This window comes from Massilia norwichensis (assembly GCF_024753245.1).
GTDB classification, from domain to species: Bacteria; Pseudomonadota; Gammaproteobacteria; order Burkholderiales; family Burkholderiaceae_D; genus Telluria; species Telluria norwichensis.
The window spans coordinates 26,290-51,046 of sequence record NZ_JANUGX010000020.1 but is presented as its reverse complement, the minus strand read 5'-3'; the positions used below and the strand labels follow the sequence as shown (position 1 = coordinate 51,046).

Here is a 24,757-nt window from a genome sequence, read left to right as displayed (position 1 = left end):
GGTGCGCTCCATGCTCAAGAATCAGTGATTCTCGGCGGCGTGGTTGATCGTGTATTTCGGGATCTCGACCACCAGGTCTTCATCGGCGATGATGGCCTGGCAGGACAGGCGCGAGTTCGGCTCCAGGCCCCAGGCCTTGTCCAGCATGTCCTCTTCCTTCTCTTCCTGCTCGTTCAGCGAGTCGAAGCCTTCGCGCACGATCACGTGGCAGGTGGTGCAGGCGCACACGCGGTCGCAGGCGTGCTCGATCTCGATGTCGTTTTCCAGCAGCGTGTCGCAGATCGACTTGCCGCTCTGGCCGTCGAGCACGGCACCTTCGGGGCAGAAGACGGGATGGGGGAGGATGACGATTTGTGGCACTTCTTTACCTCGTTTGATGATGAATTACGTCGTTCCCGCGAAGGCGGGAACCCAAGTTTACCGGCGTTTCGTCAGCTCAAGGAGAACCTGGATTCCCGCCTTCGCGGGAATGACGTGCTGCCGTTCGTGGCCTTATACCTGATCCAGTGATTTACCAGCCAATACCTTACGCACGCTCTTGTCCATGCGTCGCGCCGCGAATTCCTCGGTGCCGTGGGCCAGCGCCTGCACCGCGTCGTGCAGCTTGTTCTGGCGCTCGTCCACGTTCACGGACTCGTCGTTCGAGCGGGCCAGCGCGTCGCGCACGCCCTGCTCCAGCTTTGCCACCGCCGCGCGTTCTTCATCGCTCAGCAGCTCGGCATCCAGGTCCAGCGCCGATTGGGTGGCCAGCAGGATGCGCTCGGCCTCGACCTGCTCTTCGCGCAGCGCGCGGGCGACCATGTCGACCTGGGCCGAGTTGTACGAGTCCTGCAGCATGCGCGCGACTTCGTCGTCGCCCAGGCCGTAGGACGGCTTGACGGTGATCGAGGCTTCGACGCCGGAGCGGGTTTCGCGCGCCGACACCGACAGCAGGCCATCGGCATCGACCTGGTAAGTCACGCGGATGCGCGCCGCGCCGGCCGCCATCGGCGGGATGCCGCGCAGCTCGAAGCGCGCCAGCGAACGACAGTCGGACACCAGCTCGCGCTCGCCTTGCACGACGTGCACGGCCAACGCTGTTTGACCATCCTTGAAGGTCGTGAACTCCTGCGCACGCGCGCATGGAATCGTCGAGTTGCGCGGGATGATTTTCTCGACCAGGCCGCCCATGGTCTCGATGCCCAGCGACAGCGGGGTCACGTCCAGCAGCAGCCAGTCGTCGCCGGCGGCGCGGTTACCGGCCAGCAGGTTCGCCTGGATCGCGGCGCCCAGCGCCACCACCTTGTCCGGGTCGATGTTCGCGTGCGGGATGGTCTTGAAATAGTCGCCCACCGCGCGGCGCACGTTCGGCATGCGGGTGGCGCCGCCCACCATCACCACGCCGTCGACGTCTTCCACGCTCACGTTGGCATCGCGCATGGCCTTGCGCACGGCATTCATGGTCTTCGCGACCAGCGGCTGGGTGATCTCGGCGAAGGTCTTCGCGCTCACCGTCACCTGCACGATTTCGCCCGACTTCAGGATCGCCTCGACAGTGGTTTCTTCGTTGGTCGACAGCAGCTCCTTGGCCTGGCGCGCCTTGACCATCAGGGTCGCGGTGTCTTCATCCGACAGCGGCGCGAGGCCGGCCTGCTGGGTGATGTGGCAGAACAGGCGCTGGTCGAAGTCGTCGCCGCCCAGGGCCGAATCGCCGCCGGTCGAGAGCACCTCGAACACGCCTTTCGACAGCCTCAGGATCGAGATGTCGAAGGTGCCGCCGCCCAGGTCGTAGACCGCGTAGACGCCTTCCTTGCCATGGTCCAGGCCATAGGCGATGGCGGCCGCGGTCGGCTCCGACAGCAGGCGCAGCACATTCAGGCCGGCCAGCTGGGCCGCGTCCTTGGTCGCCTGACGCTGGGCATCGTCGAAGTAGGCCGGCACGGTGATCACGGCGCCGACCAGTTCGTCGCCGAGCGCGTCTTCCGCGGTCTGGCGCAGCGTGGCCAGGATCTGCGCCGAGACTTCGACGGGGCTCTTCACGCCGGCCACGGTTTTCAGCTGCACCATGCCCGGAGCATCCACGAAATCGTAAGGCAGGTTCTCGGCGTGCGCGATGTCCTTCAGGCCGCGGCCCATGAAGCGCTTGACGGAGACGATGGTGTTCTTCGGATCGGTGGTGCGGTGGGCTTGCGCCTTGTAGCCGATGTTGGCGTGGCCATTCGGCAGGTAACGCACGATCGATGGCAGCAGCGCGCGGCCGTCCTCGTCGCTCAGCACTTCGGGAATGCTGGAACGGACGGTCGCGACGAGGGAATTGGTGGTGCCCAGGTCGATGCCCACCGCCAGCCGGTGCTGGTGCGGTGCGGTCGACATGCCGGGTTCGGAAATCTGCAGTAGTGCCATGGTCGTGTTACCTGATCGTTTTGTTTTTCTTGGAACTGTGTGTGCGTGGGCACGGCGTGCCCACCCTACGAGCCGGCGTTTTCCGGTAGGGTGGACACCCCGTGTCCACCAATGCGTGCCGATTACGATTCGAGCGCTTCGAACGCGTAGTGCAGCTCGTCCGCGAATTTATCGAGGAACATCAGTGCGCGCACGCCCTGCGCCGCCTGGGTGTAGTCCCCTAGATCGAGCAGCTTGCCGACCTGGGCCAGCCGGCTCTTCTTCTCGCTGCGGACCTGGGCCTCGAGTTCGTCGAGCGCCTCGGCATCCTTGGATGCGCGCGCATCGCCGAGCGCCTCGCGCAGCTCCATCTGCTGCATCAGGAAGTCCATCGGCATCGCCGTGTTGGACTCGGTCTGCAGGTCGACGCCGTGCAGCTCGCACAGGTAGCGCGCGCGCTGCATCGGGTTGCGCAGGGTCTGGTAGGCCTCGTTGGCGCGGGTCGCCCATTGCATCGCGACGCGCTTTTCGGTGTCGCTGGCATTGACGAAGCGGTCCGGGTGCACGCGGCCCTGGATTTCGCGGTAGGCGGCGTCCAGCGCGTCCATATCGACGTCGAACCTGGCCGGCAGTTGGAACAGCTCGAAGTGATTCTGCATCGCGGGTCTTCTCTACCTCAGATGCGGAAGGATTCGCCGCAGCCGCAGTTGTCCTTGACGTTCGGATTGTTGAAGCGGAAGCCTTCGTTCAGGCCTTCGCGGGCGAAGTCCAGCTCGGTGCCGTCGATGTAGGGCAGGCTCTTCGGATCGACGAAGACCTTCACGCCGTGCGACTCGAAGACATTGTCCTCGCCCGCCGGCTCGTCGACGTACTCCAGCTTGTAGGCCAGGCCGGAGCAGCCGGTCGTGCGCACACCGAAACGCAAGCCGACACCCTTGCCCCGGCGTTCGAGGTAACGGGTGATGTGACGCGCGGCTTTTTCAGTAAGGGTGATTGCCATTTCGTGATTCTCCAGCTTGATTCGTTAAATGCATCGTGGGCTCGGCGAGCCCACCCTACGTCCTCGTTGCGGATCGTAGGGTGGGCACTCCGTGCCCACGCATCACATTAAGCGGCCTTTTCTTCGGCTGCGTGCTTGTGCTTGTAATCGGCCACGGCGGCCTTGATCGCGTCCTCTGCCAGGATCGAGCAGTGGATCTTCACCGGCGGCAGCGCCAGTTCTTCGGCGATCTGGGTGTTCTTGATCGACAGCGCTTCGTCCAGCGACTTGCCCTTCACCCATTCGGTCACCAGCGAGCTCGAAGCGATCGCCGAGCCGCAGCCGTAGGTCTTGAATTTCGCGTCTTCGATCACGCCGGCTTCGTTCACCTTGATCTGCAGCTTCATCACGTCGCCGCAGGCCGGGGCGCCGACCATGCCGGTGCCGACGTCGTCGGAATTCTTGTCGAACGAGCCGACGTTGCGCGGGTTTTCGTAGTGGTCGAGGACTTTGTCGGAATATGCCATGTCAGTGCTCCTTGGATGCGTATGCGTTAATTAGTGGGCGGCCCACTGGATCGTGTTCAGGTCGATGCCGTCCTTGTGCATTTCCCACAGCGGCGACAGTTCGCGCAGCTTGCCGACTTTATCTTTCAGCAGCTTGATGGCGAAGTCGATGTCTTCCTCGGTGGTGAAGCGGCCGATGGTGAAGCGGATCGAGCTGTGCGCCAGTTCGTCGCTGCGGCCCAGGGCGCGCAGCACGTAGGACGGTTCCAGCGACGCCGAGGTGCAGGCCGAACCCGACGACACCGCCAGATCCTTGACCGCCATGATCAGCGATTCGCCCTCGACGAAGTTGAAGGACACGTTCAGGTTGTGCGGCACGCGGTGTTCCATGTCGCCGTTGATGTAGACCTCTTCGATCTCCATCAGGCCCTTGGCCAGGCGGTCGCGCAGCGCCTTGATGCGTGCGAGTTCGCTGTCCATCTCTTCCTTGGCGATGCGGAAGGCTTCGCCCATGCCGACGATCTGGTGCGGTGCCAGCGTGCCCGAACGCAGGCCGCGCTCGTGACCGCCGCCGTGCATCTGCGCTTCCAGGCGCACGCGCGGCTTGCGGCGCACGTACAGGGCGCCGATGCCCTTCGGACCGTAGGTCTTGTGCGCGCTGAAGCTCATCAGGTCGACCTTCAGCTCTTCCAGGTTGATCTCGACCTTGCCGGTGGCTTGCGCGGCGTCGCTGTGGAAGATGATGCCCTTCTTGCGGCACAGTTCGCCGATTTCCTTGATCGGCTGGACCACGCCGATCTCGTTATTCACCAGCATGACGGAGACGATGATGGTGTCCGGGCGGATCGCCGCTTCCAGCTGCTCGATCGAGATCAGGCCGTTGTCCTGCGGCTCCAGGTAGGTCGCTTCGAAGCCGACGCGCTCGAGTTCGCGCACGGTGTCCAGCACGGCCTTGTGCTCGGTCTTGACGGTGATGATGTGCTTGCCCTTGCTCTTGTAGAACTGGGCGGCACCCTTCAGCGCCAGGTTGTTCGATTCGGTCGCGCCCGAGGTCCAGATGATCTCGCGCGGATCGGCGCCGACCAGGGCGGCGACGTTGGCGCGCGCTTCCTCGACGGCCGCTTCGGCGCTCCAGCCATAGGCGTGGCTGCGCGAAGCCGGGTTACCGAACTGCTCGCGCAGGAACGGGATCATGGCGTCGGCGACGCGCGGATCGATCGGCGTGGTGGCCGAGTAATCCATGTAGATCGGGAAGTGCGGTGCAGTCTGGAAGCTCTGCTCGATTTTTTTGTCCAGGGGCGCGTTCATCAGTTCACTCCAATATGCTTTGCTTCAGTATTTTCCGAAGGAGCGTGGCGGTGCATGACCACCACGTTCTGCTCTTTCTGTTCTTTCTGCTTCTGCTGTTCGACCAGGTCCTGCAGGGTGACCGAATCGAGATAGTCCACCATCTTCGCGTTCAGCGTGGCCCACAGCTCGTGGGTCATGCAGCGCGTGCCGCTGGCGGCATCGGCGCCGTGGCAGTTTTCCTTGCCGCCGCACTGGGTCGCATCGAGCGGCTCGTCGACGGCGATGATGATGTCGGCCACGGTCACCTTGTCGGCGGTGCGCGCCAGGCTGTAGCCGCCGCCCGGCCCGCGCACCGACTCGACGATCTCGTGGCGGCGCAGCTTGCCGAACAGCTGCTCCAGGTAGGACAGCGAAATGGCCTGGCGCTGGCTGATGCCCGACAGCGTGACGGGACCGTTACCCTGGCGCAGGGCAAGATCGATCATCGCAGTAACAGCAAAACGGCCTTTGGTGGTCAGACGCATCACAACCCCGGGTTGGTTTCCAAACAGTGTTAAAATCTTGCTTCTCTTCAACGCCCCAAGTTGATCTCTCGCATAAGCAAGAACAAAAACCTGATTAGTTGATTGATTTAGTCAAGTATAGCGTATTTGATCGGGTTTGTCTTGGCGCCCCCAATTTCTGACCTACCGCAAACCGGGGTCAGACACCGAAATTTGGCAAGTTCCTCGGGGCAGTTTCCAAAAACCGGTGTCTGACCCCGGTTTGATGTTGCGATTTCTGACTTCCCTCAAACCGGGGTCAATTGGGGTGCAGCAGTTGCATCGGGCCGAACAGCTTGTGCATGCCTTCGTGGCCGATGAAGCTCAGGTTGTAGGGATGCTCGGCGTGGATCTGCGGCAGGCCTTCGGTTTCCGGCACCTTCTTTAATTGCTCGGCGATCTTGCCCCACAGGACCAGGGTCGGCTTCTTCGCGCACCCGCTCAGGGCCGCGAACACGGCGCGCTGGAAAGGCAGCCAGGCGCGGGCGTCGACCACCGGCGCGACGTGCTTGCGGAACACCAGCGATGCATTCAGCAGCAGGAAGCCCTGTCCGGTCAGCTTGTCCTGCAGCTCGGGCAGGGTCTGTATGAAGCTGCCGGCGCGCGCGGCCTTCGCGATCGGTGCCAATGCCGCGCCGCCGGTATCGTCGATATTGAGTTGGCCGTCGGCCACCAGCAGCATCTTCATGAAGTTGCGCAGCGAGGTCGCGCGGTTGACCGGCTTCGACAGGCCCGTCTCCGACCACAGCTCGCCCACCGCGCCATCCATGAAACAGACCCCGGTCGCGCTTTCCGCGCGCGGGTACGGCCCCTCGCCCACCAGCACGTAGCGCACCTCGTCCAGCGGCAGCGCGAAGGCGGCGAACAGGCGTCCGCCGGTCGGCAGGTAGTCGTCTTCGGCCAGCGCCGGCAGGTAGCTTGGGTCGGCTTCCATCATGGCGCGCAGGCCGGCTTCCAGGTGCGGGCGCCAGGAGGCGTCGGCAAGCTTCAGGGCATCGAGGATGGGGGCGGGAATGGCGGCAGGGTTGGCAATGATCGGCATGGCGAAATCGGCAAGCTGAAAGGGAGGCAGATTGTAGCCGACCCGTCCGTCCGCAAGGCCGCGCGCCGGCTTTTTTTGCGCGCTGTTCCGCACGTCAAACTGGCGTCCGGGTTTCGCGAATCGGTGCATCATCGGGTCCGCTCAAGCAAGCAATCCCACCAACCCAACTTGGCAGGAGGACCCCATGCAAACGATCCAGGATGTGATGACCCGCGACGTGCAAAGCATCTCGCCGCAGGAAACGATTCAACGCGCCGCCCAGATGATGGACGAGCTGAACGTGGGCGCGATCCCCGTGCTCGACGGCCAGAAGCTGGTCGGCATGATCACCGACCGCGACATCACCGTGCGCGCCACCGCTGCCGGGCAGGCACCCGACAGCACCCGCGTCGGCGACGTGATGAGCACCGACGTGCGCACCTGCTCGCCGAACCAGACCGTCGACGAAGTGCTCGGCCAGATGGGCGACGTGCAGATCCGCCGCGTGCCGGTGATCGACGAGAATTCGCAGGAAGTGATCGGCATCGTGTCGATGGGCGACATGGCGACCAAGCACTCGGCCGGCGTCGACCGCGCGCTGGAAGAGGTCTCGTCGCCGGCCGAACCCGACCGCTCGGGCATCGGCTCGGAAACCCGGCATTAAAAGAAAAACCGGCCGCGGATGCTGCCATCCGCAGCCGGTTTTATCGGGCGTTACAAGGGATTATTCCGCGTCCGGCTGGTTCGAGGGATGGGCCGCGATGAAGGCCGGGATCTCGACGCACTGGGCGTTGATGCGCGCGATATTCGGGTAGACCGACACGTCGATGCCGTGGCGCTGCGCATTGAAGACCTGCGGCACCAGGCAGCAGTCGGCGATGGTCGGCGTGCGGCCATGGCACAGCGGACCGGCGGCGGGGTCGCGCGCCAGGTGCTTCTCCAGCACTTCGAGGCCGCCGACCAGCCAGTGGCGGTACCACTCGTTCTTCTTCTCTTCCGAAATGCCGAGCTCCTGCACCAGGTAGCGCAGCACGCGCAGGTTGTTCACCGGATGGATGTCGCAGGCGATGATCTGGGCCAGCTCGCGCACGTGCGCGCGCTCGGTCGCGTCCTTCGGCATGATCGGCGTTTGCGGGTAGGCGTCTTCGAGGTATTCGAGGATCGCCATCGACTGCGTCAGCGTGATGTAGTCATCCTGGAAGGCCGGCACCAGGCCGCTCGGGTTGATCGAGCGGTACTGCTCCTGCAACTGTTCGCCGCCGCCGCGCAGCAGGTGCACCGGAATCGCATCGTACTGCAGACCCTTCAGGTTCAGCGCGATACGGACCCTGTAGGCTGCCGAGCTGCGAAAATACGTATAGAGCTTCATTGCTTCCTCCCATGATAGTGGGCGACCTCCTGGTCGATCGCCCCGAATATGCTCGCGCCGGCGCCGTCCAGCATCTCGATGCGGACCGTGTCGCCGTAGCGCAGGAACGGCGTTTGCGGCGCGCCCTGCTCGATCGTTTCGTACATGCGCAGCTCGGCCAGGCAGCAGTAGCCGACGCCGCCGTTGGCGATGCTCGAGCCGTGCAGCCCGCCCTGCTTGTTCGACACCGTGCCCGAGCCGATGATGCTGCCGGCCGCCAGCTCGCGCGTCCTGGCGGCGTGCGCGACCAGCTGCGCAAAGCTGAAGGTCATGTCGTCGCCGGCGTTCGGACGGCCGAAGGGCTGGTCGTTCAGTGTCACCTGCAGCGGCAGGCAGAGTTTGCTGTCGCGCCATGCATCGCCCAGCTCGTCCGGGGTCACGGCCACCGGCGAGAAGGCGCTGGCCGGCTTCGACTGGAAGAAGCCGAAGCCCTTCTCCAGCTCCTTCGGAATCAGGTTGCGCAGCGAGACGTCGTTCACCAGCATCACCAGGCGGATGGCGGCCGCTGCCTGCTCCGGGGTCGCGCCCATGGGCACGTCGCCGGTCACCACCGCCACTTCCGCTTCGAGGTCGACGCCCCACTCCTCGGTCAGCACCGCGATCGGATCGCGCGGACCGACGAAGGAGTCCGAGCCGCCCTGGTACATCAGCGGGTCGGTGTAGAAGGACGGCGGCACCTGCGCGCCGCGCGCCTTGCGCACCAGCTCGACGTGATTGATGTAGGCCGAGCCGTCGGCCCACTGGTAGGCGCGCGGCAGCGGCGAGGCGCACTCTTCTTCCAGGAAGGAGACGGCATCCTGGGCCACGCCCTGGTTCAGTTGTCCGTACACCTGCAGCAGCTGCGGCGCCACGCGGGTCCAGTCGTCGAGTGCGGCCTGCAAGGTGGGAGCGATGTGCGGGACGGCCTGGCAGGTGACCAGATCGCGGCTGACGACGACCAGGGTGCCGTCGCGGCCGCCGGTTTTCAGGGTGGCGAGTTTCATGATTTCCTCAGCGATGAATATTGCCGCAATTAAAAATGAAAACGGACTATCATACAAACAATATTTTTCGCCTCATTTATCGGATTATCTGATGAATCCCACCCTGCGCCAGATGCGGGCCTTCATTGCCGTGGCCAAGACCGGTAACTTTACGCTTGCCGCCCAGTTCTTGCACGTCACACAATCAGCTTTGTCCGGTTTGATCAAAGAACTCGAACAAACCCTTGGCGCGCGCGTGATCGATCGCAGCACGCGCCGAATCGCACTGACTGAAATGGGTAAGGAACTCTACCCCCTATTCAGCCAGATGATCGACGATCTGGACCGTGCGCTTGCTAACGTTGCCGATCATGCGCAACTCAGGAAGGGTATCGTGCGGGTCGCCGCGCCCCAGCTGATGGCCTGCACGCTGCTGCCGCAAGCGGTCGCAGCGTGGCGTTTGCGCCACCCCGGAATCAAGGTCAGCCTGGCCGACAGCGGGGTCGAGGACGTCACCGGACGCGTGCTGTCCGGCGAGGTCGACTGCGGCATCGCGCCGGAGCGCGACGAGAGCCCGGAACTCGACGCCCGCCTGCTGCTCGACATGCCGTTCGAGGCCGTGATTCCGCCCGGCCACCCGCTGGAGAGCCGACGGCAACTGAGCTGGGCCGAGCTGGCCGGCTATCCCTTCATCTCGCTGCGCGGCCAGTTCACCGAGCGCCTGTTGGCCGACATGGGCGAAGTCCCGCGCGACGCCACCCTGCGTCCCGAGCACGAAGTCAGCTTCATGACCACCGCCCTGGCGATGGTGGCGGCCGGCATGGGCGTCACGGTCTGCATGCCCTACGCCTCGGCGCTGGTGCACCGCCATGGCCTGCTGACCCGGCCGCTGCTCGAGCCGGTCCTGACGCGCCGCTTCTTCATCTACACGCGCGGGCAGCGCTCGCTGTCGCCGGCGGCCGAAGCCTTTGTGGCGTTTTTGTCGGACTACGTCGGCAAGGGCTTGCCGCAGTAGAATACGTCCCATGTCCCATAACACCATCGCCATCAACCGGGCCATGGACCGCTTCGACAGCCACGCCAGCGTCTGGCTGTTCGGCTACGGTTCGCTGATCTTCAAGGCCGACTTCCCCTTCCTCGAACGCCGTCCCGCCCACATCGGCGGCTGGAGCCGGCGCTTCTGGCAAGGCTCGCACGATCACCGCGGCACCGAGACCGCGCCCGGCCGCGTCGTGACCCTGGTGCCGGACGCCGGCGCCATTTGCCACGGCATGGCCTACCTGGTCACGCCCGAGGAATTCGCCCACCTCGACTACCGCGAAAAGAACGGCTACCTGCGCCTCGCCACCGACATCCACTTCGAAGACGGCAGCACGGCCGAGGGCCTGGTCTATATCGCCACCCACGAGAACGCGGCCTACCTGGGCCCGGCCAGCGAACGCGACATCGCGCGCCAGATCGCCGGCGCCGCCGGACCGAGCGGGCCGAACAGCGAATACCTGCTGGAGCTGGCCAAGGCCCTGCGCGAACTGGGCAAGTTCGACCAGCACGTGTTCGAGATCGAGCGCCACCTGGCGGAGTTTGCGGCCTGATTCCGCTGTCTATGGTCTAATCGTCATCGACCCATTCAAGGAGATGACGATGCAGGAAACCCCTCGCCCACCCTCGGCCGCCGAACTCGACGACGACACGCTCGCCTTCGTGCGCCGGGTATTCGGCTTTGCGCGCGCCGGCGAGGCGGCCGAACTGTCCACCCTGCTGGGCCAGGGCCTGCCGCCCAATCTGCGCAACGAACGCGGCGACAGCCTCTTGATGCTGGCCTGCTACCACGGCCACCTCGACGCCGCCAAAGTCCTGCTCGATCACGGCGCCGATCCCGAGATCATGAACGACGCCGGCCAGGCCCCGCTGCACGGCGCCGCCTTCAAGGGCGACCTGCCGGTGGCGACCCTGCTGCTCGACCACGGCGCGCGGGTCGATGCTGCCGGTCCGAACGGCAAGACGGCGCTGATGTTCGCCGCCATGTTCAATCGCGCCGACATCGCCCGGCTGCTGCTGGCGCGCGGCGCCGATCCCTTCCTGGTCGACGCGGACGGCAACTCGATGCTGGACGCGGCCCGCAAGATGGGAGCCGCGGATACGATGGAACTGTTGACGGCGGTGACGAACGAGCGCTGAGCGGCTGACTAAGGGGCTGACTCAGCGGCTGACTAAGCGGCTGCGGCAGCGCTGGCAGGCGGCGGGCAGATGCGGTCGCGTCCGCCCTGCTTGGCCTCGTACAGCATCCCATCGGCGCGCAGGAAGAGCGCGTTTTCCGTCTGGCAGGCCGGGTAGGCGGCCATGCCGCCACTGAACGAGAACTTGCGCACGTCGCCGGGGCGGACTTCGAAAGGCAGGCTGCCGAAGGCGCGCCGCATCGCGTCCAGTTTGCTCCAGCCCTGTTCCAGGGTGCAATCCCAGAACACGATCACGAATTCCTCACCGCCGAAGCGGCTCAGCAGGTCGCGCTCGCCCAGGTGGGACGCTAGGCAGACGGCGAGGCGCTTGATGACGATATCGCCGAAGTAATGGCCCCAGGTATCGTTGATGGTCTTGAACTTGTCGATGTCGATCACGCCGAAGGCCAGTGGACGCTCCTCGCGCGCGGCCTGGCGGATCAGTTCCTGGACCTTCTTCTGCAGGCCGATCTTGTTGAGCAGGCCGGTCGCACGGTCTTTCGCGATCAGATCCTTGGCTGTGCGGATCTTGCTGGCCCGGTTGACCAGCTGGGCGCACAGCAGGTCGGGGTCGCCCGCCGGCAGCACGGCGTCGAAACCGCTGGCCAGCGCATGCTGCATCAGGGCAGCATCCGGCTTGTGCTGCAGCAGCACGATCTCGCGCACCGGATCGGCTTCGATATTCTTCCTGAGCACGCGCGCCAGCGAATCGATGCGGGCGAACTCGGCATCGCCGATCAGGACCAGGTCGGGCTGCAGTTCGCGTACGCGCAGGTGCAGAGTCTGGGCCTGGTCGTGCGAAATCAGCTCGATGCGCGCGCGCTGCAGGCAGGCATCGTCCAGGCCGTCGACGGCGCCAAGGTGCATCAGGCGCACCAGGTCGCCACGCTTTTGCTGGACGAACAGATTGAACAGCTTGTCCACCAGCACGTCGTTGGCGATCGGCTTTTCGGCATAGGCCAGACAGTGGGAATCGACCAGCTTCTGCTGCAGCAGAAAGCGTCCGCCCTGGCGGCTGCTCTGCAGGTAGACGTATTCCTTGCCGGGCGGCAGGCGCTCCAGCAGCTCGCCCAGCATCAGCGTCTTGCGGCTGTCCTGCATGTCCGACTGCATATTGTGCAGCGCATCCAGGTCGATCACGAACAGGCCGTTGCCGGTATCGCCCTCCACCGCCGCCACGAATTGGCTGACCTCGCTGAAGAAGGCCATGTCGAAGTCGTACTTGTGCGCGTGCAGGCGCAGCTCGGCCTGGTTATCCTTGATGAAGAAATTCTGCGACAGCAGCAGTGCGCGGTATTTGTAGAGCGGGACGTGGCTGGCCATGTTGCGAAGTCCGTCTGTTTGCAAAAGTTGCACAGCAAACATACAAGGATATCGCCCCGAATGGTATAAAAAACAGTAACTTTTTTACCAATTCTGCATTCCGGCATGGCGTGGCAACAACACTCCATCTAGGCTTCGCCTGGTGCCGATGCCATCTGGCCGAGGTATTTGGGCTTGACCTCAGCCGTCAGCCAGACCCCGTTGTCGGATAAATAGAAGACGATCCCATCCGTGCGCATGCGTGCCGCATCGACGGCCAGCACCGCTGGGAACCCATGGCGGGCGCCGACCCGGGTCGCGGTATCGATATCGGCGGACAGGTGAACGTGATGGCGCGCGCCGGGCCGCAGCCCGGACGCCAGGATGGATTTCAAAAAGCGGCTGGCGGTACCGTGGTAGAGCACGGCGGGCGGCTCGGCCTCCTGCAACTGCAGGTCGACGGCGATGGAGTGGCCCTGGCTGGCGCGGATGCGGGTGCCGTCCGGGCTGAAGGCGAAGCGCTGTTTGTCGTTGCTGGCGACCACGCGGTCGAGCAAGGCGCGCTCGACCGGTTTGCCGTGCGCCGCCAGGCAAGCCAGCAGTTCGTCGACGCCGGCCCAGCCGTGGGCGTCCAGCGCCAGCCCGATGCTGTCGGGGCGGTGGCGCAGGACGTAGCTGAGCAGTTTGCTGGTGGCGACAACGGGATCCCGGGACATGCCCCGAGTATATGCCGGCCGCGACCGCAGCCGGCGTCCAGTTCCCGCTTAAACGACGCCCTCGATCACCCGCCGTACCTGCAGCGCACGCTCCTCGACGCTGCCGCTGACCAGCGTATAGGGAATGCCGCGCGCCTCCAGGTCCTTCAGCACCAGCTGGTGGATGCGTCCGCGCCAGGCTTCATCTTCGCGTGCCGGCTGCTCTTCGTAGGGAATGTCATCGGCGCAGACGAAGGTGTAGGCATAGCGTTCGCGGCACTCGTCGGCACAGCGCAGCAGCTCGGCCGGCACCGGTTCGGTGACCTGGCCGAATTCCAGGCCCAGCAGCAGCGTGGTCAGGGCATTCGTATCGACGAACAGATAGCGCCTGGCGTAGGGCATCTGCTCGTCTTCGGCTTCGCGGTGACGCAGGGCGATGTCGACGTAGTCGTCGGCATTCAGCTGGCCCTGCTTGTCTTCCCAGATGTAGCGCCCGATTTCCGGCACCGCGACGCTGCCGTACTGCCGCGCCAGATACTCGCACAAGGTCGACTTGCCGGTCGATTCCGCACCGACGAATACCACCCGCTTGACGCTCGCCTGTCCCTGCGACTGTCCCTGCCCCTGCCCTGCTGCGCTGCCCAGCTCGTCCATATGCATCCCGTGATCAAAAGCTTGCTAATTCCATCCAGAAAGATGGAGGCGCCATCCTAGCCGCGCAATCAGAACAAGTCCAGTTGCGGGCTCGCCTTGGCCTTGCGGCTGGCCGGCTTGCCACCGCCCTCGCCGGCCGGCATTCCACCGAACAGGTCGAGCTGGGTGACGTCCTCGTCGCGGCGCTGGCAGGCCGCCGCCGATGGCACCACCAGCGGGCGGCGGAACTGGGCACCATCCATCTTGCTGAAGCGGCCATTGAAGCCGTCCAGCCCCAGGCGCTTGACCGCCTTCGTGAACCGCTGGCGGATCAGGTCGGCCCACACGCCTTCGCCGCTCATGCGCTTGCTGAAGTCGCTGTCGTACTCCTTGCCGGCATGCATGTCCTTCATGCGGTTCAGCACGCGTTGTGCACGGTCTGGAAAATGAGCGTACAACCATTGATGGAACAAGGGGTTGACCTCCCACGGCATGCGCAGCACCGTGTAATGGGCGCCGACCGCGCCGGCATCCTTGGCGGCCTCGAGGATGCGCTCAATTTCCGGTTCGGTGATGAAGGGAATGATCGGCGCCACGCTCACGCTGACCGGGATGCCGGCTTCGGTGAGGGTGCGGATCGCGCGCAGGCGGCGTGCCGGCGCGGCTGCGCGCGGCTCGAGGGTGCGCGCGATCTCGCCGTCCAGCGTTGTCAGCGTGATCGCGGCGGTGGCCAGGCCCTTCTCTGCCATCGGCGCGATCAGGTCGATGTCGCGCTCGATCAGCGCCGACTTGGTGATCAGGCCATACGGGTGATTGCACTCGCCCAGCACCTGCAGGATCTCGCGGGTAATGCCGCGCTCGCGTTCGCAGGGTTGATAGGCGTCGGTGTTGACGCCGATGGCGATGCTTTCGGGCACGTAGCCGGGCTTGGCCAGTTCGCGGCGCAGCAGGTCCGCCGCATTCACCTTGGCGAACAGACGGCTTTCGAAATCCAGGCCCGGCGACAGACCGAGATAGCTGTGCGAAGGACGGGCGAAGCAATAGATGCAGCCGTGCTCGCAGCCACGGTAGGGGTTGATCGAGACATTGAATGGAATGTCCGGCGAGGCATTGCGGCTGAGGATGGTTTTGGCGAACTCATCCGTGACAATGGTCTTGGGCGCAGGCTTGCCCTCTTCCTTCAGTCCCGGGACCGTCCAGCCGTCGTCGAAACCTTCGCGGCGGTGGACCTCGTAACGGCCCTGGAGATTGGACACGGCTCCGCGTCCCTTGTGCGGCGTCAGCGGCCGTGGAGGGATCATGACCTGTCCTTGCAATTCCACGTCTTCTGCCCAAGCTTGTTGGCGATTCACTATGGCGCTCCCGAGTACTGTATGGATATACAGTATCGTACACCCGCTTTACAGTGGGTTCAAGCGCGAAATAGCTGGGATTGTTGTTCCACAAACGCGTCGAAGCCATCGAACAACGTTTGGTAGTGGGTGGGACGGTTTTCGAGTTGCGACAATGCATATGCGGCCGCTTCCAGCGAAGACAACTGGTCCGGCGCATGGGCCTTGCGAATCCGGTAATTCGAGGGCGGCAGGTCCTGCAGGGCGAGGCGCGGCAGGCCTTGCAGCAAGGAATTAAGGTAGAGCATCTTGCGGCTCTTGCGCCAGGTGGCGTCCAGCAGCACCAGGCGCAAGCGCTCAGGCTGCTGCAACAGGCGAGGCTCCAGCGATGGCGGCGCCGGCAGCCCCAGTGCCGCCTCGCCTGCCAGCTGCGGATACAGCAGCAAGGGCGTGCGCCCGCCGTCATGCAGGGTCGCGTCCAGGACTTCGGGAGCGAAGCTTTCGCCGACCAGCAGACGGCTCGACGGCAGCGACAAATGCAGCAGGCGCGCGCTGTTCTTGGCGTTGCGCACCTCGAGCGGATGCTGCAGCACCAATAGTTCGACATGGCTGTCGAGAGGCGTGACGAAACGGCAGATACAGGCGCTTTGCGCGCGCAGGCAGGCGCCGCAGGTAGCGCGGCGCGGCTGAGGGGTGGAAGAAGTCATTGACGCGGGGAGCCTAAAGCTTCTCCTCCAGCCACAGGATTGCCTGTGACATGTCGTTGTAGAAGACCCGGTACGCGCCTTCGCCGAATTGTCCAAACGCGATACGCGCCAGATAAGCGATACGCGTGTTGGGAACCAGAATGGCTCTGCGCAGCGGAACGGGGCCCAACGCCTGTCTGGCCTCCATGTCCATTTCCTGTTGCAACAGAGCCATGTCAACCGTCGGGTCTTCCAACTCCAGTGCGTCGTACAACACCTTGAACTGGCCGGTATCCTTTACCAGTTCGAAAACGCGGTGCATGCATTCCTTCAATATGTCCTCGTCGCACCTGCCACGTAGGCGCGCCAGAACGATGTCGCCCACCGGCTCCACCCAAATCTGCTGCTGATTCATCTGCTAAGTCATGAAGGTTATGGCAAGACGCGACACTTTATCAGATGCACCAACATCCTCAGAAACTGCCGCCCACCCGCTCCCCGCGCGGCGGCATGTTGTCCGGCACCTCGACCGGCGGATCGTCCTTGCGCAGCGGCTTCAGCGCGCCGGCCCACTGCACCACCTGGTCGAGCATGGTTTCGACCGCGCGCTCATGATGCTCGGCCGGATTGAAGGTCGTGAAATTCTCGAAATCGGTGAACAGCGACAGCATGACCTGGGCCCGCACGTCGGCCACCATCAGCTCGCCCATCACCAGGCGCAGGTTCTCGATCGCGCGCGCGCCGCCGGCGCTGCCGTAACCGACGAAGCCGGCCGCCTTGTGGTTCCACTCCTTATACAGGAAGTCGATCGCGTTCTTCAGCGCGCCGGAGGTGGCGTGGTTGTACTCCGGGGTCACGAACACGAAGCCGTCGAACTCGGCGATCTTCGCGGCCCAGGCCTTGGTATGCGGTTGCGAATACTGGCCCATCGAGGGCGGCACCGGCTCGTCCAGCAGCGGCAGATTGAATGCCTGGATATCGACCAGTTCGAAAGCGGCATCGCCGCGCGTGCCCGCCACTTCCATCACCCAGCGCGCCACGTCGAGCGCCTTGCGTCCGGGGCGGGTGCTGCCCACTATCACTCCGATATTGATCATGCTGCCTCCACTGTTTGCAAGTTTGTCTAAGATGCCACGTTCCAGCCGCCACCGAGCGCGCGATACAGGTCGACGTGCGCCTGCAGCCAGCTTGCCCGGAGCTGCAGCACGCTGGTCTCGGCGCTGAAGGCATTGCGCTGGGCGTCCAGCTCTTCCAGGTAGGACGAATAGCCGTTGCGGTAGCGGTTGTGGGCGATGCGCAGCACCTCGGCGGTGGCGACGCGGCGCGCCTCGGCCTGTTCCAGCTGCTCGCGCAGGCGCTGCACGCTGCTCAAGCCGTTCTCGGTCTCGGCGAAGGCGTTACGCACCACGCTCTCGTAGGCGAACACGGCGCGGTCGCGCAGCGAGGCCGAGATCTCGGCCTGGGCGCGCAGGCGGCCGGCGTCGAAGATCGGCGCCAGCACGCTGCCGCCCACGCTCCACAAGGTGGTGCCGGCGCCCAGCAGGTCCGGCAGATTGTGCGCATAGCCGCCGACCGATGCGGTCAGGCGCAGCGAGGGCAGCATCTGGTCGCGGGCCGCGGCCAGGCTGGCATCCGCCGCCGCCACCGTACGCTCGGCCTGGGCGATGTCGGGGCGGCGGCGCAGCAGTTCGGACGGCAGGCCCGGCGCGATGCCGGGCGGGCGCAGGGCCGTCAGCTCGGCGCCGCGCGCTACCGGTCCGGGATTGGCGCCGGCCAGCAGGTTCAGCGCGTTCTCCTGCTGGGTGATGGCGCGCTCCAGCTGGGGCACGACGGCGGTCGTGTTGCGGTACTCGGCCTCGGCCTGGGACAGCTCCAGGCGCGAGCTGTAGCCGACCTCGAACTGGCGCCGCGCCAGCGCCAGCGACTGTTCGCGCGAGGCCAGGGTCTGGCGCGCCAGCGCCAGCTGGGCATCCAGGCCGCGCAGGTTCAGGTAGCCCGACGCGGTATTCGCCGCCACCGACAGCGCCACCGCATCCGCCGCCGCCTGCTGGGCCGCGAGGTCGAAGCGCGCGGCCTGCGTGGCCGCTTCCAGCCGGCCCCAGGGATCGAATTCGTAGGCCGCCTGCACGTTGCCGGTGATCGCGGTCGATTCGACCGGCGTGCCGAGCGGCCCGATGCTGCGGGCACGGGTCGGGCCGACGCTGACCGACAGGTTCGGTTCCTGGGCCGCGCGCGCCACCCGGATGCGGGCCTGGTATTCCAGCAAACGTGAGCGCGCGGTGCGCAGGTCGCCGTTGCGCGCCAGCGCCTGCGCCACCAGGGCGTCCAGCGCCGGATCGCCGAAGGCGCGCCACCAGCCCTGCTCGACGGCGGCATTCGGCCCGACCTGCAGCGGCGCGCGCCAGGCCACCGGCACCTCGAGCGTGGACACGGGGCGGTCCGGCACCGCGATCCGGCAGCCGGCCAGCAGCAGCGCGGCCGCGCCCGCCGCCAGCGAACAACCCAGCCCGCGCCTCATCGCTGCTGCCCTTTGGAAGCAGCGGCGGCGGCGGCCGGCGCCTTGGTGTCGATGCTGGCGACCACCGACATGCCCGGTCGCAGGCGCGTTGCCAGCTCCTGGTTGGGGTCGATGCTGATGCGCACCGGGATGCGCTGGGCGATCTTGACGAAGTTGCCGGTCGCGTTGTCCGGGGTGATGACCGAGAACTCGGAACCGGTGGCCGGCGCGATCTGCTCGACGTGGCCGCGCATCTTCGCGTGGTTCAGGGCGTCGACGGTGAAGGTGACCGGCTGGCCCAGGCGCACCCCGGCCATCTGCGTCTCCTTCATGTTGGCCACCACCCACATGGTCTGCGGCACCAGGGCCGTCAGCTGGGCGCCGGCGTTGACGAAGGCGCCCAGGCGCACCGTCACCTGGCCCAGCTGGCCGTCGCGCGGTGCCAGGATGCGGGTATTCGACAGGTCGATTTCGGCCAGCCTGACGGCCGCTTCCGCGTTGGCCACCGCCGCTTCCAGCGAGGCGCGGTTGACGTCCACGGTGCGCAGGTTCTGGCGCGAGATCTCGAGCGCGGCGCGCGACTGCGCGGTCTGGGCCACCGCCTGCGCGTGCGCGGCGCGCGCGGCGTCGCGTTCACGCGTGGACAGCGAACCGTCGGCCGCCAGCTCCTCGACCCGGCGCAGGTCGGCCTGGGCGCGCTGGGCCTGGGCGCCGGCGTTCGCCACCGCCGCCTCGTTCTGGGCGATGGTGGCGGCCGCGCTCTTCTGGCTCTGGGCGAAATTGGCGAGCGCCGCGCGCTGGGTCGCCAGCTGGGCGCGCGCCTGCTCCAGGCGCTGCTGGTAGATGCGGTCGTCGATGCGCATCAGGAGCTGGCCCTGCTTGACGTTCTGGAAGTCCTGCACGTCGACCTCGACGATGTAACCGGACAACTGCGGACTGATGATGGTCACCTGCCCGCGCACGGTGGCGTTCTCGGTGGTCTCGACGGTGCTGCGGAAGGGCGGCAGGTCCCAGGCATACAGCACGATCAGCACGCCGATCAGCGCGATGAGCGCGAACAGGGCGCCGCTGACGATGACGTGGCGGTTCGATTTTTGCTGGGCTGCGGTCGTGGTGGTTTCGGCCATGGCTGTGTCGTTTCAAATGTTCATGTTGGGCGTACCGATCCGTCGACGGTCGGCTCGGGCGCCTCGCCCTGCGCGTCGGCGATCGGCGAATCGGTCAAGGTTTCGGGCACCTCCGCCGGAGGCGCCGGGGTCGGGGTCGGGGTCGGCGGCGGCGCGGCGGGCTTCGGCGGCGCCACATACTTCAGCCACAGCGCGCGGCCGAAGATCCAGGCCGCCAGCAGGGCGGCGAGGATGGAGATCATCAGGAACACGTCGTTGTAGGCCAGGATGTTGGCTTCGCGCGTGGCGGTCTGGCTCAGCACCGAAATGCCCTGGCGCGTGCGCGAGGACGGGTCGGCGAGTACCCGCCCATAGGCCGCACCGCCCTGCTGGATGCGGGCCGCCACCAGCGGATCGAGGCTGCTGAGCTGGTCGGCCAGGTTCGAGGAATGGAATTTTTCGCGCATCACCTGCCAGGTGCCCAGCAGCGAGGAACCGAGCAGGCCGCCCAGGTTCTGGGTCAGGCCGAACAGCACCGAGAAGGTGATCAGGTTGGCCGGATTCGTGATCACGGTACCCAGCAGCGTGAGCAGCAAGGGGCCGAGGAAGAACACGCCGCCGAAGGCCAGCAGGGCCTGGCTGACATACATCTCTTCCGGGCGGGTCTGGCTGGTGGCGTGCGAATCGATCCAGGCGCCCAGCGCCATGATCAGCAGGGCGACCACCTGCGGCGCCATCAGGTGCGGCGGATTGAAGGTCAGCGCCGACATCACGATGCCGAGGATGGTCGCGCCCAGCACCACCAGGAACAGGGTCTGCAGCTGGTCGTTGTTCAGTCCCACCATGCGCAGGAAGCCGACCGCGCCCACGCTCTGCTCGGACAGCACCACCCGCACCAGCACCATCGCGATGAACAGGCGCGCGATCATGCCATTGGTGAGCCAGCGCAGGTTCAGCAGCGGGTTCTTGCGGTTGTGCTCGACGGCCACCGCCGCCAGGAGCAGGAAGATCGACACGGCCAGCGCCACGCCGACCCAGGGCTCCTGGGTCCACCACAGCACGCGGCCGAAGCTCAGCGCCGCGCACAGCAGCGCCATGCCGGGCGCGAACAGCGCGAAGGTCACGAAGTCGGTCGGGCGGAAGGCTTTGAAACGGTCGCCAGGCGGCAGCTTGAGCCACAGCACCGCGCCCAGCGTAACCAGGGTCAGGCCCAGCTCGAACACATACAGCCCGCGCCATTCGGCCACTTCCAGCAGCCGTGTCGAGAACAGATAGGCGATCGGCTGCGCCAGCTGCGAGATGCCGGTCGAAATGATGATGCCGCGCGGCCGCCACTCCTTCTTGAAGGATTGCAGCGTGTAGTACAGGCCCAGCGTGGACAGCGCCGCGCCGACCATGCCGTGCGCCGCGCGCACCGCGATCGCCGAGCCGAGATCGTTGACGAACAGGTGGGCGAAGGTCACCAGCGCGTACAGCACCAGGAAGAACTCGGTGAACGCGCGCAGGCCGAACTGCTGGCGGAACTTCACCAGCAGCAGGTTCATCGAGACGTTGGTCATCACATAGGCGGTCGGCAGCCAGTTGGTCTCGGCGGCAAACGCGCCCAGCGTGCCCTGCAGATTGACCAGGTTGACCGTCACCAGCGCATTGCCGAGGCCACCGGTCAACGTGACCAGGGTGCCGACCAGGAAGAAGGCGATGCGGCGCGGCGTGGAGTGAGCCGGGAAGGACGGCCCGCCCGGCATGGTCGGGCGTTCGTCGGGGTGCCATTCGCGCGGGGCGTACTTGTCGCTCATGCGTTCTCCAGCACCTGCTGCAACTGTTCCAGCACCTCGGCGGCCACCGCGAGACCGCCGGGGTCGAGACGCGCCAGCGCCTCGCGCCGCAGGGCATCGGCCTGGGCCCGCGCCTTTTCTTCGAGCTGCCTGCCCTGTTGCGTGAGCACGACGAGCTTCACGCGGCGGTCCTGCCGGCTCGGTATCCGTGCGATCAGATTCGCACTCGCCAGGCGGTCGATGGTGGCGACCAGGGTCGCGCCGTCCACGCCCAGCTGCTGGGCCAGCGCGGTCTGCGAAGGCGGGCGCGCATCCTCGCCGGCGGCGCGGCGCATCTCGGCCAGCGCGGCGATGGCGCTCCAGCCGGCCGCGGTCAGGCCGCAGGTCTTGAGCTGGCGCTCGAGCGCCTTTTGCCAGGCCCTTCCACCTGCCTGCAGAGCCTGCATGAACTTCTCATCAAGCGTATCCATAGGCCACCCAATCGTTGGACATGCGAATTATCTGCCTGTTCTGGCATATGTGGCCACACGCGAAGATTTAATGCGCGAATTGGTTAAACGGATATTGCTCTCAGAAATTACAGTGCTTAGAATCAACTTATTCCGCTAAGCAATTGGTTTCTTGCGAGCACATCCGTAAGGCCACTGTCTCAGAGTTTTCCATGTTTAGAGCACCCGCATCTGTTCGCAAACTTACCTCCGCAGCGATTGTGGTCCTGGCCATGCTGCCCGGCTTCTCGGTCGAGCAGGAGCTGCAGCTGGACTACCGCATCAACGAGCACATCGTTCTGATCCCGGCCGGCCGCAATCACCAGGCACGCCTGGAGACGACCGTGTTCCAGCCCAACGGTCCGGGCCCGTTCCCGCTCATCATCATCAACCACGGCAAGGATCCGGGTCACCCGAACCTGCAGCCGCGCGACCGCTTCTACCACATGGCGCACGCCTTCGTGGCCCGCGGCTATGCAGTGATGGTGCCGATGCGCCAGGGCTTCGCCAACTCGACCGGCCGCTACCGCGACCACGGTTGCGACATGACGGCCAACGGCTACACCCAGGCCGAGGACATCCGCGACACCCTGGAATATGCCCGCTCGCAGAAGTGGATCGACGCCGACCATATCGTGGTTGCCGGCCAGTCCTATGGCGGCCTGGCGACGATTGCCCTGGGCACCCAGGAACTGCCGGGCGTGCGCGGCCTGATCAACTTTGCCGGCGGCCTGCGCGACGACAGCAACGGCTGCGGCTGGCGCTCGGCTTTGGTCTCGGCCTTTGCCGAATACGGTGCGCAGAACAAACTGCCGAGCCTGTGGATGTACGGCCAGAACGATTCGCTGTTCGGCCCGGAACTGGTGGCGCGCATGCACGACGCCTTCGAGCAGGCCGGCGGCAAGGCCAAGCTGGTCGAGTACGCGGCCTTCAAGCGCGATTCGCACGGCATGCTGGCCAGCCGCGACGGCGGGAAGGTCTGGCTGGCCGACACCATGGAATTCCTGGACCGCATCGGCATGCCGACCAAGGTGATCTACAAGGTGCCCGAGCCGCCGATGCCGCAGCCGACCAATTTCGCGAAGGTCGACGACGTCGAGTCGGTGCCCTTCCTGAGCGAAAACGGCAAGCGCGCCTATGCGGAGTACCTGACCAAGATGACGCCGCGCGCATTCGCGGTATCGAGCAGCGGCGCCTGGTGCTGGGCCGAAGAAGGCGAAGATCCGGAAGCACGCGCCCTGGCGACCTGCTCGGCCAAGAGCGACAAGCCGTGCCGCCTGTACTCGGTCGACGAGCACGTGGTGTGGAACCCGGACCTGGCCGAAAAGGCCGCGGTGACGGCCTCGAATACGCCGGCGCCGAGCAGCGATGCGGCCGGGACCGCGCAGATGGGTAGTACGGCGGCGGTGACCAACTAACTGCTCCGTCGTTCCCGCTCCCTGAACGTCATTTCCGCTGCCTGAACGTCATTCCCGCTGCCTGAACGTCATTCCGCTGCCTGAACGTCATTCCGCTGCCTGAACGTCATTCCCGCGAAGGCGGGAATCCATACGCCGCGTGCTTAGTGGCTCAGCATGGATTCCCGCTTCCGCGGGAATGACGTTTTGGGGCAGCGGGAATGACGTTTTGGGGCAGCGGGAATGGCGGCGTACTCAGCGGTTTGGGTTCGCGCAAACTCCTTACCCGATACCACTTCGACAATGCAGTGTCCGCCACCCAAAACGGGAGCCCTGCATGTCGTCCCTCAATACCCTCTGCACCCGAGCCCTGCTGGCCCTGGCCTGCCTGCTCGGCATGGCACCAGCCGGGGCCGCCAATAACGACCCGGTGGTCCTGGTCCACGGCTTCCTCGGCTTCGGCCCCGACACCTATCCCGGCAACGGTTTCCTGTACTGGGGCGGCTACCGCAACATCGCCGCGCGCATGCAGGTCTACAAGGGGCCGCATGCGGTCTACACGGCCGGCGTCGGCGCCATCAGCTCCAACTGGGACCGCGCCGCCGAGCTGTACGCGCAGATCAAGGGCGGCTGCGTCGACTATGGCGCCACCCACGTGGCGCGCTACGGCTATCCCGGCCAGGCGCGCCAGCCCACCGGTAAATGCTGGGCCGCCGATCCGAACAACAATCCGCACGGCTACCCGCTCGCCTTCTATCCGCAATGGGATGCGGCGCACCCGGTCCACCTGGTCGGCCACAGCCAGGGCGGCACCACGATCCGCGCCCTGGTCCAGCTGCTGGAGTACGGTTCGCCCGACGGCGACGAAGGCGGCGGCGACCTGTACCGCGGCGGCAAGCGCGGCTGGGTGAAGAGCGTGGTGACGATCTCGGCGCCGCACAACGGCACCACGCTGCGCGATGCCGTGCTCTACGTCCTGCCGAACCTGAGAAGCCCGCTGCGCGATATCCTCGACAACCGCCTGGCGCACTGGGAGCTGGCGCCGGACGGCGCGCGCGAGTTCAACCGCTGGGCGCAGACCTCGCCCTCGGTGTACTGGTTTTCGGTGGGGACGCTGGCGACCGTGGCGGGGACGTGGTGCTGCAACGGCAGCGACCGCGTGCTGGCGCCGGTCCAGAGCAGCCAGTTCCAGTACCCGCGCGATGACATGATCCCCTACTTCAAGCTGTTCGCGGGCGAAACCATCGCCGGCACGCTGGGCCAGCCGGGCATGGGTTCGTACACCCAGTCGGCGCTGGGTCGGGTGCGCATCGACAGCAGCTGGTTCGCCAGCGACGGCGTGGTCAACACAGTGAGCATGCGCGCGCCCGCCGGCCATCCGGTGCGCGACTACGACGGCCATGCGGTCAAGGGCAGCTGGAATTACCTCGGCACCTACGAGGGCTACGACCACTTCGATATCCTGAACTGGCCGAATACCGGGCCGTCGGCGGATCCGGTCTACGACCGCATCTGCGACATCATTTTCGGGTTGTAGCGGATCGTGGGCACGGGGTGCCCAC

27 protein-coding genes are annotated in these 24,757 nt (G+C 65.6%); 6 read left to right on the top strand and 21 right to left on the bottom strand.

All coding sequences use genetic code 11. The features are described from left to right. Window positions 1-21 precede the first annotated feature (21 nt). The 8 genes from fdx to NX782_RS16475 form a co-directional block, all read right to left on the bottom strand. Window positions 22-360: an ISC system 2Fe-2S type ferredoxin gene (gene fdx / locus NX782_RS16510; protein ID WP_036230756.1), complete on the bottom strand. Its 339-nt coding sequence runs from the start codon at window positions 358-360 to the stop codon at window positions 22-24. A gap of 132 nt (window positions 361-492) precedes the next feature. Continuing rightward, window positions 493-2,382 carry a Fe-S protein assembly chaperone HscA gene (gene hscA / locus NX782_RS16505; RefSeq protein WP_258846570.1) on the bottom strand — a complete coding sequence of 630 codons (1,890 nt, stop codon included), beginning with the start codon at window positions 2,380-2,382 and terminating at the stop codon, window positions 493-495. 122 nt (window positions 2,383-2,504) lie between these two features. Further along, the gene (gene hscB / locus NX782_RS16500; RefSeq protein WP_258846569.1) at window positions 2,505-3,020 is read right to left on the bottom strand and encodes a Fe-S protein assembly co-chaperone HscB; all 516 of its coding nucleotides are present in this window, start codon (window positions 3,018-3,020) and stop codon (window positions 2,505-2,507) included. 17 nt (window positions 3,021-3,037) lie between these two features. Further along, entirely contained in the window at window positions 3,038-3,361 is a 324-nt protein-coding gene (gene iscA, locus NX782_RS16495) for an iron-sulfur cluster assembly protein IscA (protein ID WP_258846568.1), read from the bottom strand. A 107-nt stretch (window positions 3,362-3,468) separates the two neighbouring features. After that, on the bottom strand, window positions 3,469-3,867 hold the full coding sequence (iscU, locus tag NX782_RS16490) for a Fe-S cluster assembly scaffold IscU (protein WP_036168742.1): 399 nt from the start codon (window positions 3,865-3,867) through the stop codon (window positions 3,469-3,471). Window positions 3,868-3,897: 30 nt separating this feature from the next. Continuing rightward, on the bottom strand, window positions 3,898-5,154 hold the full coding sequence (locus NX782_RS16485; RefSeq protein WP_258846567.1) for an IscS subfamily cysteine desulfurase: 1,257 nt from the start codon (window positions 5,152-5,154) through the stop codon (window positions 3,898-3,900). Beyond that, window positions 5,154-5,660, bottom strand: coding sequence for a Fe-S cluster assembly transcriptional regulator IscR (iscR, locus tag NX782_RS16480; RefSeq protein ID WP_258846566.1), 507 nt, complete (start codon window positions 5,658-5,660; stop codon window positions 5,154-5,156). The genes NX782_RS16485 and iscR overlap by 1 nt, the downstream gene beginning before the upstream one ends. A 277-nt stretch (window positions 5,661-5,937) precedes the next feature. Continuing rightward, the gene (locus NX782_RS16475; RefSeq protein WP_258846565.1) at window positions 5,938-6,720 is read right to left on the bottom strand and encodes a uracil-DNA glycosylase family protein; all 783 of its coding nucleotides are present in this window, start codon (window positions 6,718-6,720) and stop codon (window positions 5,938-5,940) included. A gap of 184 nt (window positions 6,721-6,904) precedes the next feature. On the opposite strand from NX782_RS16475, the gene NX782_RS16470 reads away from it, so the two are divergent. Further along, complete coding sequence (locus tag NX782_RS16470; protein ID WP_258846564.1) at window positions 6,905-7,363, top strand: CBS domain-containing protein; 459 nt, start codon at window positions 6,905-6,907, stop codon at window positions 7,361-7,363. Window positions 7,364-7,423: 60 nt separating this feature from the next. Here the strand turns inward: NX782_RS16470 and maiA are convergent, their stop codons facing one another. Both maiA and NX782_RS16460 read right to left on the bottom strand, forming a co-directional pair. Then, a complete protein-coding gene (gene maiA, locus NX782_RS16465) occupies window positions 7,424-8,068 on the bottom strand; it encodes a maleylacetoacetate isomerase (RefSeq protein ID WP_258846563.1) in 645 nt (214 codons plus the stop codon). Continuing rightward, window positions 8,065-9,090, bottom strand: a complete 1,026-nt coding sequence (locus NX782_RS16460; RefSeq protein WP_258846562.1) for a fumarylacetoacetate hydrolase family protein — start codon at window positions 9,088-9,090, stop codon at window positions 8,065-8,067. Before NX782_RS16460 ends, maiA begins: the two co-directional genes overlap by 4 nt. Before the next feature lie 91 nt (window positions 9,091-9,181). Between NX782_RS16460 and NX782_RS16455 the strand changes: the two genes are divergently transcribed. The 3 genes from NX782_RS16455 to NX782_RS16445 are packed head-to-tail and all read left to right on the top strand — an operon-like array spanning window position 9,182 to window position 11,247. After that, entirely contained in the window at window positions 9,182-10,084 is a 903-nt protein-coding gene (locus NX782_RS16455) for a LysR family transcriptional regulator (protein ID WP_258846561.1), read from the top strand. Between the two features lie 10 nt (window positions 10,085-10,094). Next, window positions 10,095-10,661, top strand: a complete 567-nt coding sequence (locus tag NX782_RS16450) for a gamma-glutamylcyclotransferase (protein ID WP_258846560.1) — start codon at window positions 10,095-10,097, stop codon at window positions 10,659-10,661. 49 nt (window positions 10,662-10,710) lie between these two features. Next, the gene (locus NX782_RS16445) at window positions 10,711-11,247 is read left to right on the top strand and encodes an ankyrin repeat domain-containing protein (RefSeq protein ID WP_308632987.1); all 537 of its coding nucleotides are present in this window, start codon (window positions 10,711-10,713) and stop codon (window positions 11,245-11,247) included. A 32-nt stretch (window positions 11,248-11,279) separates the two neighbouring features. On the opposite strand, the gene NX782_RS16440 is transcribed toward NX782_RS16445, so the two are convergent. The 11 genes from NX782_RS16440 to NX782_RS16390 all read right to left on the bottom strand — a co-directional run bounded on the left by NX782_RS16440 (window position 11,280) and on the right by NX782_RS16390 (window position 21,756). Further along, window positions 11,280-12,608: a GGDEF domain-containing protein gene (locus tag NX782_RS16440; RefSeq protein WP_258846558.1), complete on the bottom strand. Its 1,329-nt coding sequence runs from the start codon at window positions 12,606-12,608 to the stop codon at window positions 11,280-11,282. Between the two features lie 128 nt (window positions 12,609-12,736). Then, on the bottom strand, window positions 12,737-13,303 hold the full coding sequence (locus NX782_RS16435) for an RNA 2'-phosphotransferase (RefSeq protein WP_258846557.1): 567 nt from the start codon (window positions 13,301-13,303) through the stop codon (window positions 12,737-12,739). A gap of 48 nt (window positions 13,304-13,351) precedes the next feature. Then, window positions 13,352-13,942 carry an AAA family ATPase gene (locus NX782_RS16430; protein WP_258846556.1) on the bottom strand — a complete coding sequence of 197 codons (591 nt, stop codon included), beginning with the start codon at window positions 13,940-13,942 and terminating at the stop codon, window positions 13,352-13,354. A 62-nt stretch (window positions 13,943-14,004) separates the two neighbouring features. After that, window positions 14,005-15,216, bottom strand: coding sequence for a PA0069 family radical SAM protein (locus NX782_RS16425; protein WP_258846555.1), 1,212 nt, complete (start codon window positions 15,214-15,216; stop codon window positions 14,005-14,007). Between the two features lie 110 nt (window positions 15,217-15,326). Beyond that, a complete protein-coding gene (locus tag NX782_RS16420) occupies window positions 15,327-15,953 on the bottom strand; it encodes a tRNA-uridine aminocarboxypropyltransferase (protein ID WP_258846554.1) in 627 nt (208 codons plus the stop codon). A 13-nt stretch (window positions 15,954-15,966) separates the two neighbouring features. Then, entirely contained in the window at window positions 15,967-16,347 is a 381-nt protein-coding gene (locus NX782_RS16415) for a hypothetical protein (protein ID WP_258846553.1), read from the bottom strand. Between the two features lie 58 nt (window positions 16,348-16,405). After that, window positions 16,406-17,029 (bottom strand): NADPH-dependent FMN reductase, encoded by a 624-nt coding sequence (locus NX782_RS16410; protein WP_258846552.1) that lies wholly within the window; start codon window positions 17,027-17,029, stop codon window positions 16,406-16,408. A gap of 26 nt (window positions 17,030-17,055) precedes the next feature. Continuing rightward, the gene (locus tag NX782_RS16405) at window positions 17,056-18,450 is read right to left on the bottom strand and encodes an efflux transporter outer membrane subunit (RefSeq protein ID WP_258846551.1); all 1,395 of its coding nucleotides are present in this window, start codon (window positions 18,448-18,450) and stop codon (window positions 17,056-17,058) included. Then, on the bottom strand, window positions 18,447-19,556 hold the full coding sequence (locus tag NX782_RS16400; RefSeq protein WP_258846550.1) for an HlyD family secretion protein: 1,110 nt from the start codon (window positions 19,554-19,556) through the stop codon (window positions 18,447-18,449). Before NX782_RS16400 ends, NX782_RS16405 begins: the two co-directional genes overlap by 4 nt. Window positions 19,557-19,576: 20 nt before the next feature. Continuing rightward, window positions 19,577-21,331, bottom strand: coding sequence for an MFS transporter (locus NX782_RS16395; RefSeq protein ID WP_258846549.1), 1,755 nt, complete (start codon window positions 21,329-21,331; stop codon window positions 19,577-19,579). Then, a complete protein-coding gene (locus NX782_RS16390) occupies window positions 21,328-21,756 on the bottom strand; it encodes a MarR family winged helix-turn-helix transcriptional regulator (protein ID WP_258846548.1) in 429 nt (142 codons plus the stop codon). The genes NX782_RS16395 and NX782_RS16390 overlap by 4 nt, the downstream gene beginning before the upstream one ends. Before the next feature lie 263 nt (window positions 21,757-22,019). Here NX782_RS16390 and NX782_RS16385 point away from each other — a divergent pair, with 263 nt between their 5' ends. Beyond that, window positions 22,020-23,216: a dienelactone hydrolase family protein gene (locus NX782_RS16385; protein WP_258846547.1), complete on the top strand. Its 1,197-nt coding sequence runs from the start codon at window positions 22,020-22,022 to the stop codon at window positions 23,214-23,216. 316 nt (window positions 23,217-23,532) lie between these two features. Continuing rightward, a complete protein-coding gene (locus NX782_RS16380; RefSeq protein WP_258846546.1) occupies window positions 23,533-24,732 on the top strand; it encodes a lipase family alpha/beta hydrolase in 1,200 nt (399 codons plus the stop codon). The last annotated feature ends 25 nt before the right edge of the window (window positions 24,733-24,757 follow it).